Origin of the sequence: Streptomyces sp. TLI_55, assembly GCF_900206255.1 — a bacterium.
Classification (GTDB): domain Bacteria; phylum Actinomycetota; class Actinomycetes; order Streptomycetales; family Streptomycetaceae; genus Streptomyces; species Streptomyces aquilus.
The window spans coordinates 181,336-197,794 of record NZ_OAOJ01000001.1 but is presented as its reverse complement, the minus strand read 5'-3'; the positions used below and the strand labels follow the sequence as shown (position 1 = coordinate 197,794).

General features: G+C 70.5%; 16 protein-coding genes and 1 pseudogene. 12 read left to right on the top strand and 5 right to left on the bottom strand.

Annotation, left to right across the window (positions count from 1 at the left end):
* Nucleotides 1-10: 10 nt before the first annotated feature.
* From CRP56_RS01040 to CRP56_RS01015, 6 genes are read left to right on the top strand one after another with little or no spacing between them, the layout of a single operon-like run.
* Nucleotides 11-1,102, top strand: coding sequence for an MSMEG_0568 family radical SAM protein (locus CRP56_RS01040; RefSeq protein WP_257039960.1), 1,092 nt, complete (start codon nucleotides 11-13; stop codon nucleotides 1,100-1,102).
* Complete coding sequence (locus tag CRP56_RS01035; protein WP_257039959.1) at nucleotides 1,099-2,538, top strand: MSMEG_0567/sll0787 family protein; 1,440 nt, start codon at nucleotides 1,099-1,101, stop codon at nucleotides 2,536-2,538. The genes CRP56_RS01040 and CRP56_RS01035 overlap by 4 nt, the downstream gene beginning before the upstream one ends.
* Nucleotides 2,535-3,386, top strand: coding sequence for a carbon-nitrogen hydrolase family protein (locus CRP56_RS01030; protein WP_097259533.1), 852 nt, complete (start codon nucleotides 2,535-2,537; stop codon nucleotides 3,384-3,386). Before CRP56_RS01035 ends, CRP56_RS01030 begins: the two co-directional genes overlap by 4 nt.
* Nucleotides 3,383-4,219, top strand: a complete 837-nt coding sequence (locus CRP56_RS01025) for a carbon-nitrogen hydrolase family protein (RefSeq protein WP_097259532.1) — start codon at nucleotides 3,383-3,385, stop codon at nucleotides 4,217-4,219. The genes CRP56_RS01030 and CRP56_RS01025 overlap by 4 nt, the downstream gene beginning before the upstream one ends.
* Nucleotides 4,216-5,328 (top strand): MSMEG_0565 family glycosyltransferase, encoded by a 1,113-nt coding sequence (locus tag CRP56_RS01020; RefSeq protein ID WP_097259531.1) that lies wholly within the window; start codon nucleotides 4,216-4,218, stop codon nucleotides 5,326-5,328. The genes CRP56_RS01025 and CRP56_RS01020 overlap by 4 nt, the downstream gene beginning before the upstream one ends.
* A gap of 36 nt (nucleotides 5,329-5,364) precedes the next feature.
* Nucleotides 5,365-5,754, top strand: a complete 390-nt coding sequence (locus CRP56_RS01015; RefSeq protein ID WP_097259530.1) for a VOC family protein — start codon at nucleotides 5,365-5,367, stop codon at nucleotides 5,752-5,754.
* On the opposite strand, the gene CRP56_RS01010 is transcribed toward CRP56_RS01015, so the two are convergent.
* Complete coding sequence (locus CRP56_RS01010; RefSeq protein WP_143664878.1) at nucleotides 5,742-5,966, bottom strand: hypothetical protein; 225 nt, start codon at nucleotides 5,964-5,966, stop codon at nucleotides 5,742-5,744. The two genes, CRP56_RS01015 and CRP56_RS01010, sit on opposite strands and share 13 nt — an antisense overlap.
* 171 nt (nucleotides 5,967-6,137) lie before the next feature.
* Entirely contained in the window at nucleotides 6,138-7,340 is a 1,203-nt protein-coding gene (locus tag CRP56_RS01005) for an MFS transporter (RefSeq protein ID WP_097259528.1), read from the bottom strand.
* A 79-nt stretch (nucleotides 7,341-7,419) separates the two neighbouring features.
* Between CRP56_RS01005 and CRP56_RS01000 the strand changes: the two genes are divergently transcribed.
* On the top strand, nucleotides 7,420-7,764 hold the full coding sequence (locus CRP56_RS01000) for an ArsR/SmtB family transcription factor (RefSeq protein ID WP_097259527.1): 345 nt from the start codon (nucleotides 7,420-7,422) through the stop codon (nucleotides 7,762-7,764).
* A 61-nt stretch (nucleotides 7,765-7,825) separates the two neighbouring features.
* On the opposite strand, the gene CRP56_RS00995 is transcribed toward CRP56_RS01000, so the two are convergent.
* A complete protein-coding gene (locus tag CRP56_RS00995; RefSeq protein WP_097259526.1) occupies nucleotides 7,826-8,506 on the bottom strand; it encodes an NAD(P)H oxidoreductase in 681 nt (226 codons plus the stop codon).
* A gap of 113 nt (nucleotides 8,507-8,619) precedes the next feature.
* On the opposite strand from CRP56_RS00995, the gene CRP56_RS00990 reads away from it, so the two are divergent.
* A complete protein-coding gene (locus CRP56_RS00990; protein ID WP_441349493.1) occupies nucleotides 8,620-9,552 on the top strand; it encodes an AraC family transcriptional regulator in 933 nt (310 codons plus the stop codon).
* A 673-nt stretch (nucleotides 9,553-10,225) separates the two neighbouring features.
* Nucleotides 10,226-11,125, top strand: a complete 900-nt coding sequence (locus tag CRP56_RS00980) for a Vgb family protein (RefSeq protein ID WP_097259523.1) — start codon at nucleotides 10,226-10,228, stop codon at nucleotides 11,123-11,125.
* A gap of 90 nt (nucleotides 11,126-11,215) precedes the next feature.
* Here the strand turns inward: CRP56_RS00980 and CRP56_RS49245 are convergent.
* Both CRP56_RS49245 and CRP56_RS00970 read right to left on the bottom strand, forming a co-directional pair.
* Nucleotides 11,216-11,935, bottom strand: a pseudogene (locus tag CRP56_RS49245) (NAD(P)-binding domain-containing protein); the annotation flags it as partial.
* 118 nt (nucleotides 11,936-12,053) lie between these two features.
* Nucleotides 12,054-12,818: a maleylpyruvate isomerase family mycothiol-dependent enzyme gene (locus tag CRP56_RS00970; RefSeq protein WP_097259522.1), complete on the bottom strand. Its 765-nt coding sequence runs from the start codon at nucleotides 12,816-12,818 to the stop codon at nucleotides 12,054-12,056.
* A 272-nt stretch (nucleotides 12,819-13,090) separates the two neighbouring features.
* On the opposite strand from CRP56_RS00970, the gene CRP56_RS00965 reads away from it, so the two are divergent.
* The 3 genes from CRP56_RS00965 (at nucleotide 13,091) to CRP56_RS00955 (ending at nucleotide 16,094) form a co-directional block, all read left to right on the top strand.
* On the top strand, nucleotides 13,091-13,531 hold the full coding sequence (locus CRP56_RS00965; protein WP_097259521.1) for a hypothetical protein: 441 nt from the start codon (nucleotides 13,091-13,093) through the stop codon (nucleotides 13,529-13,531).
* Nucleotides 13,532-13,703: 172 nt separating this feature from the next.
* The gene (locus CRP56_RS00960) at nucleotides 13,704-14,555 is read left to right on the top strand and encodes an SCO6745 family protein (protein ID WP_257039958.1); all 852 of its coding nucleotides are present in this window, start codon (nucleotides 13,704-13,706) and stop codon (nucleotides 14,553-14,555) included.
* 144 nt (nucleotides 14,556-14,699) lie between these two features.
* Entirely contained in the window at nucleotides 14,700-16,094 is a 1,395-nt protein-coding gene (locus CRP56_RS00955; protein WP_097259520.1) for a cytochrome P450, read from the top strand.
* The last annotated feature ends 365 nt before the right edge of the window (nucleotides 16,095-16,459 follow it).

The following is a 16,459-nucleotide window of genomic DNA, read 5'->3' as shown; positions in this document are numbered from 1 at the left end:
GGAGCACGACGTGAGCGTTGGCACCGGGAACAGCGGTACGGCGGTGGACGTGCGGATCATGACCCGCGCCGAACTCGCCCTGCGCGGCGTCGCGTCGGACGCGCCCGTGCGGCGGCCGGACGGCGCGGGGCCCAGCGACGACGGACACGTCCTCGTCGACGGTGCCAACGCCGCGCTCCCACGCAACCCCCACAGTCCCTACTCCGTGCGCGACGGCAAGGTGTGGCTCGGCGACGAGGACACCGGCATCTCCCTCACCCCCGTCCAGCGACCGCAGTTCTACGACCTGACCACCGCCGACGGCATCCGCTACGAGCAGATCGCCCGCCTGCACGGCTCGGACGTCCTGGCCACCACCGTCGTGCAGACCTGCATCCGCTATGCCGAGTCCGACCGCTGCCGCTTCTGCACCATCGAAGAGTCGCTGCGCTCGGGCGCCACCGTGGCCGCCAAGACCCCGGCACAGCTCGCCGAGGTCGCCGAGGCCGCCGTACGGCTCGACGGCGTACGGCAGATGGTGATGACCACCGGCACCACCACCGGACCCGACCGCGGCGCCCGCACCCTCGCACGGTCGGTCCGGGCCGTACTGGCGGCCGTGCCCGGTCTGCACATCCAGGTGCAGTGCGAACCGCCCGGCGACCTCGCCTGGATCCGCGCCCTGCACGACGCCGGGGCCACCGCCATCGGCATCCACGTCGAGTCCCTCGACGACGAGGTGCGCCGACGCTGGATGCCCGGCAAGTCGACGGTCCCGCTGGCCGAGTACGAGGCCGCGTGGGACGAGGCGGTGCGCGTCTTCGGACCCAACCGCGTCTCCACCTACCTCCTCGTCGGACTGGGCGAGGATCCCGACGAACTCATCAAAGGCGCAGGCGAGTTGATCGGCCGCGGGGTGTACCCGTTCGTAGTCCCGTTCCGGCCCATGGGCGGCACCCTCGCCGCCCGCGACGGCGTCGGGGCACCGGGCGCGGAGCTCCTGACGTACGTCACCGAGGGCGTCGCCGCGAAGCTGCGTGCCGCCGGGATGAGCGGCGCCGACCAGAAGGCCGGCTGTGCGGCCTGCGGAGCGTGCAGTGTGCTCCAGGCGGCGGGCGGGTGAGCGCCGTGAACCTCGACGGCTCCGTTGCCGTGCCGACGGTGGACGATCCGCAGGACATCCTGGCCCTGCTCGGCGACCGCAGCACGCTCGCCCGCCGCCCCGCCTTCCGCATCGAGGAGGCGGCCGACACGGCGGACACGGCCGCCTACCGGGAGCTGCGCCGCGCCGCTTTCGTCCAGGAGCAAGGACTCTTCGCGCATCACGACCTGGACGACCACGACACCGACCCCCGCACTGTCGTCCTGGTCGCCAAGGACGCGGAGGGAACCGTGGTCGGCGGAGTGCGCCTGGGCCCGGTCGACGACGGTCCCGACCTCGGCTGGTGGCAGGGCGGGCGCCTGGTCGTCGCCCGAGGGGCGCGCGGCCCGCACGGCATCGGCGCGGCGCTCGTCCGGGCCGCCTGCGCCCGCGCCGAGGCGGAGGGCGTGCTGCGATTCGACGCGACCGTCCAGGCGCGCAACGAGGTGCTGTTCCGGCGCCTCGGCTGGCAGCGGGTGCGGGACACGACGGTCGCGGGCGTGCCGCACGTCCTGATGCGCTGGCCGATCGGCCGCGTCGCCGCCCTCACGGCAGCCACGAAGTCCCCGCTCGGACCGCTCCTCACCGCCCTGGCGCCGCCCCCGGGCTTCGTCGGTGACGACGGCGCCCCCGTCCCCGGCACCGACGTGATCGCGGCCTGCGACGCGATCGTGCCGTCCATGGTCGAACGGGACCCCGAGTGGGCGGGCTGGTGCGCCGTCCTCGTGAACGCCAACGACCTCGCCGCGATGGGCGCCGCACCGCTCGGCCTGCTGGACGCGGTCGGCGCCCGCGACGCCGCGCACGCCGCCCGGATCCTCGCCGGACTGACCCGGGCGGCACATGCGTACGACATCCCCGTGCTCGGCGGACACACCCAACTCGGCGTCCCGGCCGCCCTGTCGGTGACCGCGCTCGGCCGCACGGACCGGCCGGTGCCCGGTGGCGGCGGCCGCCCCGGACACGCCGTACGGCTCGCCGCTGACCTCAGTGGGAGCTGGCGACCGGGCTACCGGGGCCGCCAATGGGACTCGACCAGCTACCGCCGTACGGACGAACTGCGCACCATGACCGGCGCGGTGGCCGCCGCGCGGCCCGCCGCCGCCAAGGACGTGTCGATGGCGGGCATCGCCGGCACCCTCGGCATGCTCGCCGAGGCGAGCGGCTGCCGGGCGGTGCTCGACGTGGCCGCCGTACCCCGGCCGGAGGCGGCGACCGTGGGGGACTGGTTCACGTGTTTCCCGGGCTTCGCGATGCTCACGGCCGACGAACCGAGCGCACCGCCCCTGCCCGCCGGACCCGCCACAGGTGCGGTGTGCGGGGAGCTCACCGAAGGAGAAGGCGTCGGGCTGCGCTGGCCCGACGGAGAGATCACCGAAGCGGTCATGTCCACCGTGACCGGGATGGGGACAGCATGACCACCCTGCGCATGGCCGCCGTCGCCGCCGAGTTCGGCCGCGACCTGGAGGAGGATTTCCAGATCGCCGAACGGCTGATCAAGGAAGCCCGGGAGGAGGGCGTACGCCTGCTGGCGCTGCCCGAGGCGTGCCTGGGCGGTTATCTGCTCAGCCTCGACGATGCCACCGAACTCGACGCGGGCCCGCCCGCGCTCGCCCTCGACGGCCCCGAGATCCGCCGACTGGCCTCCCTGGCAGGGGAGATGACGGTCGTCGCCGGATACTGCGAAGCGGCTGGGGAAGCCCGCTACAACAGCGTCGTCTGCGTCACCGGCGACGGCGTCCTCGGCAACCACCGCAAGGTCCACCAGCCACTCAGCGAGGACGCCAGCTACGCCTCCGGGGACCGCTTCCACGCCTTCGACACCCCGGTCGGCCGGATCGGCATGATGATCTGCTACGACAAGGCGTTCCCGGAGTCCGCCCGCGCGCTCGCGCTCGACGGCGCCGAGATCGGGGTCTGTGTCTCCGCCTGGCCCGGATCCCGTACGAACGCGGCCGCCGATCTCGTCGACGACCGCTGGAAACGCCGCTTCGACCTCTTCGACCGGGCCCGCGCGCTGGAGAACCAGATCGTGTGGCTGTCGGCCAACCAGGCGGGCACGTTCGGGTCGCTACGCTTCGTCGGCAGCGCCAAGGTCGTCGACCCCGGCGGCGAGATCCTCGCCGACACGGGCGTCGCCGCCGGCGTCGCCGTCGCCGAACTGGACGTCGCACAGGCACTGGAGACCGCCCGTCGGTCGATGGGACATCTGCGCGACCGGCGGCCCGAGACCTACGACGTACCCACAGGAGCAGTCAGCACATGAGCACGATCCGGATCGCGGCCGCGGCCGCCCACTTCGGCCGCGACCTGGAGTTCGACCTGGCCCGCATCGCCAAGCTCATCGACGACGCCCGCACATCCGGCGCCGGCCTGCTGGTCCTGCCCGACGCCGCGCTCGGCGGCTACCTCGCCGACCTGCGCCACCCCGACCCCGAGGCCCTGCCGCCGGCTCTGAAGCCGGACGACCCGCTGATCCTCCAAGTCGCCCGTCTGGCCGCCGAGATGGTGGTCTGCCTCGGCTACTGCGAGGACGGCGGCGACGAGCGCTACAACGCCGCGGTCTGCGTCAGCGGCGACGGTGTCCTCGGCCGCCACCGCAAGGTGCACCTGCCGGCCGGCGAGGTCGCCGCCTACGCGCCCGGTGACGGCTTCGACGCCTTCGACACCCCCGTCGGCCGCATCGGCATGCTCATCGACTACGACAAGACGTTCCCCGAGTCGGCCCGTTCGCTGGCCCTGGACGGCGCCGAGATCCTCGCCTGCCTCTCCGCCTGGCCCACGTCCATCACCAACCGCGCCCCGCGCATGGCCCAGGACCGCCAGGCCAAGCTCTTCGACCTGTACGACCAGGCCCGCGCCGCCGAGAACCAGGTCGTCCTCGCCTCCTCCAACCAGACCGGCGCCATGGGCGGCATGCGCTTCCTCGGCCAGTCCAAGGTGGTCGGCCCGGGCGGTGACATCCTCGCCCGCACCTGGTCCAAGGCCGGCCTCGCGGTCGCCGAGATCGACGTCGCCGAGGAGATCGACCGGGCCCGCCGCATCCTGCGCCACCTCGACGAACGCCGGCCCGACGCCTACCGGGAGAACCCGTCGTGAAGATCGCTCTGCTGAGCTACTCCACCAAGCCGCGCGGCGGTGTCGTCCACACCCTCGCCCTCGCCGAGGCGCTCGCCGCGGCCGGGCAGGACGTCACGGTGTGGACGCTGGGCCGGGGCGGAGACGCGGGCTTCTTCCGGCCGGTCGACCCCGCCGTACGGCTTCGGATCGTGCCGTTCCCGGACGGCCCGCCCGAGGAGTCCGTCGGCGCGCGGATCCTGCGCTCCATCGCCGTCCTGGGCAAGGCTTTCGAACTCTCCGCGGTGGCGTACGACATCGTCCACGCCCAGGACTGCATCAGCGCCAACGCGGTCGGTGGCCGCTGCATCCGCACGGTCCACCACATCGACCACTTCACGACCCCCGAACTGGCCGCCTGCCACGAGCGGGCCATTGTCGAGCCGTACGCGCACCTCTGCGTGTCTGCGGCCGTCGCCACCGAACTGGCCGACGGCTGGGGCATCAAGGCGACGGTCATCCCCAACGGAGTGGCCTACGACCGCTTCGCCACCACCGATCCGGCCGCCCGCGCCAACTGGCGTGCGCGCCTGGGCCGTTACGTCCTCACCATCGGCGGCATCGAACCCCGCAAGGGCTCGCTGGACCTACTGGAGGCGTACGCCCAACTGCGCTCCGCCCACCCGGACGTACGGCTGGTGATCGCAGGCGGCGAGACCCTCTTCGACTACCGCGACTACCGAGCCCGCTGGGAGGCCCGCGCAGCCGAACTGCGCATCGAACCCGTCGTGTTGGGCCAGATCGCCGAGGACGAGCTGCCACCCTTGGTGGCCGCCGCCTCCGCTTTCGCTTTCCCCTCCGTCAAGGAAGGCTTCGGCCTTGCCGCAATGGAGGCACTTGCCGCGGGAGTTCCGCTGGTCGTACGCGATCTCCCCGTACTGCGCGAGGTGTTCGACAGCGCGGCCCGTTTCGCGACCACCCACCAGGACCTGGCCGCCGAACTCGGCGCCGCGCTCACGGAGGACAGCCGCGCGCGCCGGGAGAGGGGCCGCCGCCTGGCCGCCCGCCACACCTGGACCACCGCCGCGGAGCGCCACCTGGCGTTTTACGGCTCTCAGCTGAGGGACGCCGAGGAACCCGGCCGCACCTGACGGGCTGTTGATCCTCTCCTTTGAGAGGATCAAGGCATGGCGGACTCATCCATGCAGATCAATGCCCTCATCGTCGATGCCACGGACCCCGAACGGCTCGCTGCTTTCTGGTCCGAGCTGCTCGGCAGGCCGGTTGTGGGCCGTATGGGCCCCTACGTGTGGCTGCGGCGGGAGAACGAGCTGGGTCTGGGATTTCAGCGCACGGACGAACCCAAGTCGGGCAAGAACCGGATGCACTTCGACGTCACCTCTCCCGACCCCGCCGCCGAGCAGCAACGGATCGAGGCCCTCGGCGGGCGCAGGCTGGAGCAGTACGCCGACGGCGGGTTCCTGGTGATGGCGGACCCCGAGGGCAATGAGTTCTGCGTCATCCCCGAGGGCCCCTTCGAGCTCGACGACGAGGGGCGCGCGGACTACCTCGGCTGAGGGGCGAACGTCGATTGCGTGATCGGCGGCGCATCGCCAGGTCCGAGGGCGACGCAGACCGACACCTGCGGTGCGCCGCAGAACGCGGCGAGGACGATGCCCGCCGTCCGCAGCGCGGCCTCGCCGTCAGTGGCGTGGTGGGCGCCGCTGCGGACGTCGGCCCAGAGCAGACCGACGCACAGCAGGGCGGCGAGCGCAGAATCAAGGAGCACCAGGGGCTGCGGTCGCCTGGTGAGAAATGGCTGGACCCGCCGCGCTGGAGCGGTGCCGGACACGCCATCGGGCTACTCATGAGAAGGGGGCCGGTTCGTCAGCCCACAGTCGTGTTCACCGCGTCCATCGACGGCTGTACGCCGTCGGGCGATGAGGCTCCTCCTGGCCCCTCATCGGTGCGCATGGGCGCGGTAGGCGGCCACGCCGAGGAGCAGCCCGAGAACCGCCAGGATGGCCGCGAGAGTCAAGGCCGCGGGGCGCATGCCGTACCCATTGACGGCGTATCCGGTGGCGACGGTGAGGATCGCGGCGGGGAGGTAGGCGCTGATGTTCAGTGCGGCGTTGGCCTCGGCGCGACGGTTGCCCTCGACGTGGTGGGCAATGAGTCGGAGGCCGCCGAGCTGGCCGAGCCCTTGCCCGCTGCCCGCGAGGACGGCCGAGGCGACGAAGAGTGCCGGGTTCCTGGTGAACAGGGTGAGCACGACGGCGCCCATCGCGAGGACGGTACCGGCGGTCCCCAGGGCGAACAGCCGATGTACGGCAAGCCTGGTGAGAGCGATCTGCGAGCCGGTGGCGGCGAGGAACATCACGCAGGCCGCGCCGCCGGCGAGGAGCGGCGAGGTGGTTCCGACGGCGAGCACCAGCAGGGAGGGGCCGAGGGACAGCACGAACGACGTGGCGGTCAGGCCGGGGGCGAAGACCGCGGCACCGCCGGCGATCTGCCCACGGTTCCGCGCGGGGACACGGGGAAGACGCGGCCACAGGAACCCTGTGGCCTGGCTCGACGGACGTTCCAGCGGCAGTCCGATGTATCCGAGCAAGGCGACGACCAGCAGCACGATGTTCACTGTGAAGACCCAGCCGACGGGGTGGGGTGTGGCCTGGTAGACGACTCCGCCCAGGAGCGGCCCGAGGCCGGCGCCGAAGACCATGGCGATCGAGGCCAGCGTCGACGTCATGTGACGGCGGTCCTCACCGCCGAGGTCGACGACCGCGGCCATGCCGGCGGACACGACGATGCCGACGGCGACACCGACGAGCAGCCGCGCCACGACCAGGGCAGCGACGCTGCCTGCGGTCATGAACAACACGGCCGAGATCAAGGCGATCAGGATGCCCGGTACGACCACCCGCTTGCGGCCGTACCGGTCGGCCGCGCGTCCCGCGACGAGCAGCGTCACCACCAGGCCCGCGACATAGGCGGCGAAGACGATCGTCAGGGTGCCTGAGGAGTAGCCCATCTCATGCTGCCAGTACACGTACAGCGGGGTGGGTGAGTTGGACAGGGCGAAGACGGCCGTCACCGCCCATGCCGCCCTGACGAGCTGCCATCCCGTCCCGGTCCGCGCCGGGACCTCTTGTACAACTGCCACCCCAACCTCCCTGTACGAGAAAACTCGTACAGGACCGTAGCAGTACGAGAATTCTCGTACAACCGGCTATGATGGCCGCATGCCTGACGCCGTGACCGAGTCCGAGAGGCCGCCACTCCTGCCGGAGCCGCCTGTTGATGCGCTACGGCTCGAGGTCGTGATGGGCGCGCTGGCCGACCCGCTGCGCATGACCGTGGCGCGCAAACTCCTGCTGGACTCCGACGAGTTCGACCACCCCTGTGGCTGGTTCGGCTTCGACCGCCCGAAGTCCAGCCTCACCCACCACTTCAAGGTCCTCCGTGAAGCCGGTGTGATCCACCAGAGGCAGTACGGACTGGAGCGGCGCAGCCGCCTTCGAATCGAGGACCTCAACCAACGCTTCCCCGGCCTGCTCGATCTCATCGCCTCGACAGGCCGGGATTGACGCCACGGAAACGCTGCCCGGCGCGCTGTGGATCAGGGCGGGGTGATGTCCGTGTCCGTCCTCAGGCCGCCGCCAGTTCCGCTGCGAGGAACTCTTCCACGGCCTTCTGTGCGCGGCGGTCGAACTCGGCGTACTGCGCCTCGCGTTCGGCTCCCGCAACCGCGTCGCCGACCAGCAGATTGCCCTCGGCGTCGAGGCGCTGCGGGCGCTCCTCGGCGTCGGGGAGCAGGGCGACGGACGAGTGGGAGAACCCGCAGTAATAGGCGATGCCCTCGCTGAGGTTGGTCTCCAGCAGGGCCTGCATGCCCTCGGTGACGGGGTCATCGGAGGTGGCGCCGGCCAGGCCCAGCCACAGCATGCGCTTGCCCGCCAGTCGCGGCTTGCTGCGGCCGTAGGCGAACCCGTAGTTCCACACGCGATCGATCCAGCCCTTGAGGAGGGCCGGCACGCTCTGCCAGTACACGGGGAACACGGCGACGACGACATCGGCGTCGAGAACCCGCCGCATATGGGCCTGGACTTCGTCCGAGTACGACTTCTCCCGGTTGCCCCAGTCCGGCTGGTCCGCCACGTTCATCCGCGGGTCGAACCCTTCGGCGTGCAGGTCGAGCAGGTCGACGCGGTATCCGGCACTCTCGAGTTGCGCCGCGGTACGGCGGGCGGTGTGCGCGGTGAGGGAATCGGCCCGGTGGTGTGCGACGACCACAAGTGCGGTCCTGGCAGCGCTGCTTCGGTGCGACACGTCTTCTCCTGGCTGGTCTCGGTCAGTTCGACCAGTCCAGTACACCCGTGATCCATTAGACGATCCATAGGGAAAACGCTCTTCTGCATAGGAGTTCGTCTACGATGGTGACGGTGGACCCTTTGAGTGCGCTGCTCAGCGGCATCCGGGCCGAGGGCTCGGTCGTATGCCACGCCGTACTGGAAGCACCCTGGACCATCCGCTTCGTCGACGGCGCCCCGCTCACGATGGTCACCGTCCTGCGGGGCGGTGGCATCCTGCTGCTGCCCGACGGCGCCGAACAAGCGGTCGGCGTCGGTGACACAGTCGTCGTGCGCGGCCCCGACACGTTTCACCTCGTGGACCAGTCGGCCGCCCTCGACCGCCCGCACGTCGAGTACGAAATCGCATGCTTCGTAGAGGATGCCGAATGCACTGCCCAGGATCTCGGCGGCATCTGCTGGGGCAACGAACCGGACGAAGCAACCGCACTGATCGTGGGCGCATACCGCGCCTCGGGCCATCGCCATGAACGACTGCTCCGCGCGTTGCCGCCCGTCCTCGTGATCAGTGAGGGCACGGAGGTCTGCGACTGGCTGGAGACGGGCGCCGTCGACGCCTCCCTGCGCTCGGCCGGCTCCCAGGCCCTGATGGACCGACTGCTGGACTGGGCCCTGGTGTGCACGCTGCGCACCTGGTTCGAGCAGGCAGGCTCGGAAGCCCCCGCCTGGTACCGCAGTCTGGCCGACCCGATCCTCGCGCCCGCCCTCGAAGCCTTCCACGCCCGGCCCTCCAGGAGATGGACGGTAGAGGCGCTCGCCATCGAAGCCGGCGTCTCCCGCGCGCTGTTCGCCAAACACTTCACCAAGGTGATGGGCTGCCCGCCACTGACCTACCTCACCGAATGCCGTATGGACGAGGCCGAGGCACTCCTTTCCGACACCGACTCCTCCATCGCCCAGATCGCCAGGTCCGTCGGCTACGCCGACGCCTTCGGCTTCAGCGCCGCCTTCAAACGCCACCGGGGCGTGAGCCCCAGCGCCTTCCGGGCCCGCAACACCGCCTGAAGGGCTGGTGGGACCGCCGCGACTCCGACCTCACGCGTATGGCAGCCTGCCGCCATGCCGGCTGAGCTGCGAGAACATGCGGGGCATCACTGCGCCGTCCAGTTCCACCATGCCCTGTCCGATGATGCCTGGGCTGTGGAACTGAGCGAGGCCGTGCCCTGCGCGATCGCCTGGTTGGTCTGTCCCGTGGCCGCCTGGGTGAGCACGTCCAGCTCGCGACCGGCCCGGACGTGTGGCGGTGCAGGATCACCCGGTGCCAGGCCCCCTGGCTGGCCACAGCAGCCACCGCCCGCCGATGTCGGTGAAAGCCCGCAGCAGCTCGTGGCCGCCGCATCGTTCAACGCTCGTGCGCGCTCGCGCCCGGGTACGTCGATCACCGAGCCGTCGCTCACCAAGCTCGCCGGGCTCGCCGGGCGGTCGGCCCAGCGGCCCCGACCAGTGCGTGCCGCTCGCCAACGCCCTGCGCGCCTACACCGCCCACCATGACACGGGTTCAGGTGGATCCCACCGTGTTCGACGGGCGGGTGGTGCATGAGCGGTGAAGGCGACGGACTCTGCACAACCGGGCAGGGCTCCGTGTGTGTTGCAGCGGTATTCAGGAGCATGGGGGCCAATGCCGGGCTAGCATCCGCAGTCGACTTCTCCCGTCCGCCACCACCCAAGGAACCCGCCTATGCCACAGCGTCCGACCGTTTCCATCACGGAGTTCCCCGTCTCCGACCGCGAGGCCGGGCCCTACGGAATCACTGCCGGACCGGACGGCGCGTTGTGGTTCACCTTGGTCCATCACGGACGGATCGGCCGGGTCACGCCCGACGGCGACCACACCTCCTACTCGCTCGACGAGGCATCCAGCGGACCGTCGATCATCGTGGCGGGTCCCGATGACGCGCTCTGGTTCACCGAGTTCCGCGGCCACCGCATCGGCCGCATCACCACGTCCGGGGACATCACCTCGTTCCCGCTGCCGACTTCGGAGGCCGGGCCGTTCGGGATCGCGGCGGGGCCCGACGGCGCACTCTGGTTCACCGAAGCCGGCGCCGACCGTATCGGCCGCATCACGACCGACGGTCGTGTCACCGAGTTTCCCCTCCCCGTCGCGGGAGCCTTCCCGTCAGCCATCGCCGCAGGTCCGGACGACCGACTGTGGTTCACGATGAATCAGGCGAACGCGATCGGCGCCATCGCAAGCGACGGCGCCGTCACCGTCCATCCGTTGCCGACCCCTGCCAGTGCCCCCGTCGGCATCACAGCCGGCGCCGATGGCGTCCTGTGGTTCGTCGAGATCGGAGCGGGTCGGATCGGACGCATCACCCCGGACGGCAAGCTCGATGAATTCGCTCTGCCCGACCCCGCGTCACGCCCGCACGCCATCGCGGCCGGCCCCGACGGGAACTGCTGGTTCACCGAGTGGGGAGCCAACCGCATCGGACGGGTCACCCCTGACGGCCGCATCGACGAACACGATCTCCCCAGCCCGTCTTCGGAGCCCCACGGCATCGCCCAAGGACCGGATGGCGCAATGTGGACCGCTCTCGAGATCGGGACGATCGCACGCCTCGCCACACATTGAGACGGCACATCACGGCGGCGACGGCGAGCTCAGCGGCTCGTCGGACGGTTTCGTTCCTCGGCGTCGGCGTCGGCGTCGGCGCCGGACCGGTCAGGGGCGCAGCAGGGTACCGGCGGCCTCTTCCAACAGGGCTACGGCAAGGAGTTCGCCGTCCACAGGTCCGAAGCGCTCCAGGGCCAGGCGGTGCAGGCGCAGCACGGTGTCGGCCATCTCGTGCGGGGTGCCGAGGTCTCGGGCCTCATCGGTGATGACGGCGAGCTGGTCGTGGATGCGGTCGAGGCCGTAGGAGCGAAGGTAGTCCCCGGCGAACAGGGCCGGCAGGTCCCGGCGGATGAAGTCGCTCCCCGCCGCGCTGTCGGCCAGCGTGTTGTGGAGGGCGGCGAGGTCGATGCCCGCTCGGCGTCCGAGCAGCAGGGCCTCGGCGGTTGCCGCGGCCTGCCCGAACCAGAGGAGGTTGATGAGGAGTTTCGTCGTATAGCCGGTTCCCGGGAACTCCCGGGCGACTGCGGGGGCGTTGCTCGTCATGTCGATCCACACCGCCCCAGGAGCGAGGGCGGCGAACACGGCATCCGGAAGAGCTGCCGCAGCCTCATCGGGTCCGGGAACCACGGTGACCAGCACATCCGCCCCGGCTGCGGCGGCCGCGACGGAGGGCGCCCAGCCCGCCCCCAACGACCGCACCGTCTCTTCCCGTTCGGGACGCAGATCGGAAACGGTCACTGTGTGGCCCGCCGAAACGAAGCGTCCACACAGGGGTGTCCCCATTCGGCCGGCACCGACGAGGGCTATGCGCGAGGGCAAGGAATCACCGCCATGGCAGTCGTTGCGTCTGTCGTTTCCTTCCGGCGCACCCGAAAGACCGCCGCTGTCCGGTTACTTGCGCCCGGCACATGGTGGGTGGGGCACCGTGCTCGCGCTGGTGTCGGCCTCAGCCCCAGTCCTGCAGCTGCTGGAGCAGGTCGGCGTCGCCCTCGATCCGTACCGAGTCGGCCGGGATGCGCATGTACATGAGCAGGGCCATCTCGCTTGCCGCGCCGTAGATGGCGGCAGTGGGCTTGCTCTCGGCGGCTTCCGCCGCGGTGAGGCGGGTGAAGCGGGAACCGGCGGAGTCCACTGTCTGGCGCCAGGAGCCGGCCTCGGCTGCGTGGTAGTCCATGGTGGAGGGCTCGCCCGGCCACGGGACTGTGCCGGTGCAGACGGTGGCGAGGAACTCCTCGATGGCGTCGATCGCCTCGGTCGTCGGCAGATCCTGCGGGGTGCCGGAGGCCAGCTGGGCGTCGTAGGTGTGGATCAGCGATTCGGGGACGCGGCGGCGGGCCACGGCGGCCACTGTGTGCGGCGAGGCAATCGGCTCCCACCAGGCCCAACAGCCCCGCTCCGGGCCGACCTCGCGCAGGGCAGTGAGCAGCTGCTCCGTCGAGTCGGCCAGCCAGGTTATGAGAGCCTCGCGCTCCCTGGGCGCCGCCAGGCCGTCCTTGCTCGGCCGCTCGTCGCCCGGCGCGGTGTTCCGCACGATGTAGGCCCAGAAGCGGTCCCCCTCACTGAGGTGGTTCGCCAGGTCGTACAGCGTCCAGCCCGGGCAGGACGGGACGTCGGCGTCGAGGCTGGGGGCCTCGGCGACAGCGGCGCGGAACGCGGCGGAACGCTCGTCAATCATCCGCAGCAGGGTGGGGAAGTCGAGATGATCAGTCACGCGCACCTTGTATCACCCGGGCCGAGACTCTCGCACTCGATTAAGACCGATCTTCTTCGATGCGAGCCTCCCGCGATCGGCCGGATTCTGTCCGGCCACAGGCCTCCTCTTCCTCTGGTGGTGCGGACGCCTCATCGCCGTAACGACGCTTGTGACACCAGTGACAGGACCGCGACAAAGAAGCCCACAACTGTCAGTGGGGCCTGCCGGTCTCACTCTGCGTGGACGGCAACGACCGGCCGTCCCGCCACAACATCACCAGGGGGAACTCCATGAAGTCGATCCGCCACAAGGCAGTCACCGCCGGCGCCCTTGCCGTTCTGGCACTGGGTGGCACGCTCGCCGCGACCGCTCCGGCCTCGGCCTCCACCGCCGGCGCCTACAACGGGGCATGCGGCAAGGGATACGAGGTCTTCATGTCCACTCCGATCAACTCTTCGCGGACCACCGTGGCAGCCACCACGTACGTGGCCTACAGCTCGGCGGACAAGCAGTGGTGCGCCGTCACCGTACGCAACAAGCCCGGCGCCCGCGTTTTCATGGAGGTCACCCTGGACACCTGGCCGACCAGCACCTCCACGGCGAGGGACGCCGGCTCGTACACGACCTACGCCGGCCCGGTGTACAAGGCCCTCCCCGAGCCGGGCCAGTGCATGACCTGGAGCGGTTCGATCGACATCTACTACAACTCCGACCGCGGTCTGTGCCCGTGACCTGACGGCTGTGGGCGCGGCGGAAACGCTCCCCGCCGCGCCATGCGTGAACTCCCTCTCCTCCGCGGAAGCACAGAGGTGCGCCCGCGCGGCGGGAGCCCCCTCGGTCACCGATGAGTTTGGGTGTACGGCACGGTCCAAGCTGGCACACCTGACAATCAAGGAGAACCCGATGGGTAAGGCGCGCACGGACTCGACGACTCACATCGCCCGTCGCATGTACGAGCTCTGGGAGCCGATCTGCCTGGTCACCTACTTCGCTGACGAGTGCAACGAGGAACTGGCCGCGCTCGGCCACCGCACCTACTGGGACGGCTACTTCGCCAGTCGCGCCGCGCCGCTGGGACGGGTGTCGGCCGAGGTCGTGCACGCCGCGTTCTACAGCTTTGCCGACGGGGAAGCCGCACGGCACATCCCCAGCGCCTGGGAGACGATCCCGCCCGAGGCGTCCCTCGCGGCACGGGAACGGGGCAGCACGGCGTCGCTGCGACGGATCCTCGGCGATGACCTGGCCAAATCCCCGGGGCTGGTGCGCACCGCGGATCTACTCACCAAGGCCGCGACGAGCGCGCCCACGCAAGGCCGGGTGATGTACGCCGGGATGCGCACCCTCGCGGTGCCGAGCGACCCCGTCGCCCGGCTGTGGCATTCCGCGACGATGCTGCGCGAGCACCGCGGTGACGGGCACATCGCCGCGCTCGTCGGAGCGGGCATCGGCGGCACACAGGCCCACGTGCTCTCCGCGCTGGACATGGGCATTCATCCTCCGCAGTCGTTCGGGCGCATCCACCACCTGCCGAAACAGCACCTGGCCGCGGTCATGGACGGCCTGCGCGAACGCGGACTCATCGACGCCGACGACCACTTCACCGACGCGGGCCGTCAGACCAAACAACGCATCGAAACCCTCACGGACGAACTGGCCGCCGCGCCCTACGACTGCCTGACCCCCGTCGAACTCGACGAACTGATCACCGAGCTCGAACCCATCACCGTCAGGCTGGTGGCCACAGGCTCACAGTGATCAGCCGCAATGGCCGCGGCCCGCTGCGGCCCTCTGCCGCCCGGTCATCCGTAGAAGGGCCATCGCATCACTACAGGCATTTCGCCGGTGGATGTGGGGAAGACACTCGCCCGCATCGACGTCCACACGAGGAGTGTCCCAACTGTGAATGCTTCCGCCGCCGTATCCGCCCCCGTCCCGACCGCCCCTGGCGGGCTCCCGTTGATCGGGCACGCCCATCATCTGGTGCGTACTCCGCTGCCGTTCATCTCATCGCTGCGCGATCACGGCAGCGTCGTCCGAATACGTCTGGGGCCGACCCCCGCCTACGTCGTCACCGATCCCGTGCTCACCCGCACCGTGCTGGTCACCGAGGCAGCGCACTTCGCCAAGGGTGGAAAGATCTTCGACGTCCTGCGAGGTGTCTTCGGCGACGGTCTGGCCACGATCGGCGACGGCGACACCCATCTGCGCAACCGGCGGCTGATGCAGCCCATGTTCAACAAGGCCCACATCGCCACCCGCCGCACCGCCATGATCGAGCAGGCCAGGGCCATGGTCGCGGGGTGGGATGAGGGGCAACTCCGCGACGTGTTCGCGGACATGAACGACGTCACGCTCGCCGCCTTCCTCGTCGCGCTCTTCGGCGCGGACCTCCCCGCGCACCTGCAGAGGGAGTTCACCACCCTCATGCCCGAGCTGATGAAGGGGGCGATCCGGCAGACCGTGCTGCCGCCGTGGGTGACCCGGCTGCCGCTGCCCGCCAACCGAGCCCAGGCCCGCGGGATCGCTCGGCTGCGTGCCCTCATGGACCAGGCCATCGACCACCGCTCCACCCGGTCGACGGAAACGCCCGCCGACGTCGCAGAGGCGGGAGGATGCCCTCATCAGGCCGCCGCCGACGTCGAACAGCCCGGGCTGTTCGAGACCCTGCGGGCGGCCGAGGACCAGTTCACGCGCGAGCAACTCCAGGACGAGGCCATCACCCTGATGAACGCGGCGATCGAGACGACCGCCACCGCCCTCGCCTGGACCCTGTACGAGCTCACCCGGCACCCCGAGATCGAAGAACGGCTGCGCGCTGAACTGGCCGCGGTCTGCGGCGGGCGGCCTCTGCGCGAGGAAGACCTCGATGAGCTCTCCTACGCCATGCAGGTCCTCCAGGAAGGCGTCCGCAAGTACGGGCCGGCCTGGATGGTGACCCGGACCGCCACCCGGGACGTCGACCTGGGCGGGTATCGCATCCCGCAGGGCGCCGACGTCGTGTGGAGCCCGTACCTCCACCAGAACGACCCCGCCCACTTCCCCGACCCCGACGCCTTCGACCCCGACCGCTGGGCCGACGGCCGTCTGCCGTCGACCCGCGAGTCGTTCTTCGCCTTCGGGGACGGCCGCCGCAAGTGCATCGGAGAGAACTTCGCCTGGGTGGAGATGCAGGTCATCCTCGCGACCGTCCTGGAAGCCTGGCCGCGGTTCCGTCTCGTCTCCCGCCCGCCCCGCCCCGAGACGGCCATCACCGTCAAGCCGGACCGACTGACCATGGCCTTCGGAACCTCCTGAGCGGGCCCCTGAGCGGGCGCCTGAGCTGGATCTTCTGCGCTCACGGTGTGCGTGGTCGTGACGTTTCTCGAGGCCCGCGGGCGCAACGGCGCGCTGGAGTTCGTCGCCGTGTCGGCTGAGAGGTACGTCCGGCGGGGATACCCGGGTCCGTACCCGCTCACATGGCCCAGCTCCGGCCCTCGGCGCCGTGCCCCGACCATGCGAGAGAACGAAGAAGCGGCCTGTTGGTCAAAGGGCCAGCAGGCCGCAGCGTCTGCGCTCAGTTCTGGACTACCTGCTCGCCCTGGCCGTGCCATACAGCCCGGCCACCGTCAGAAAGCTGTACTCCGTTTGTTCGTGGCATTGGCGGTGGTGTTTGCCGTAGT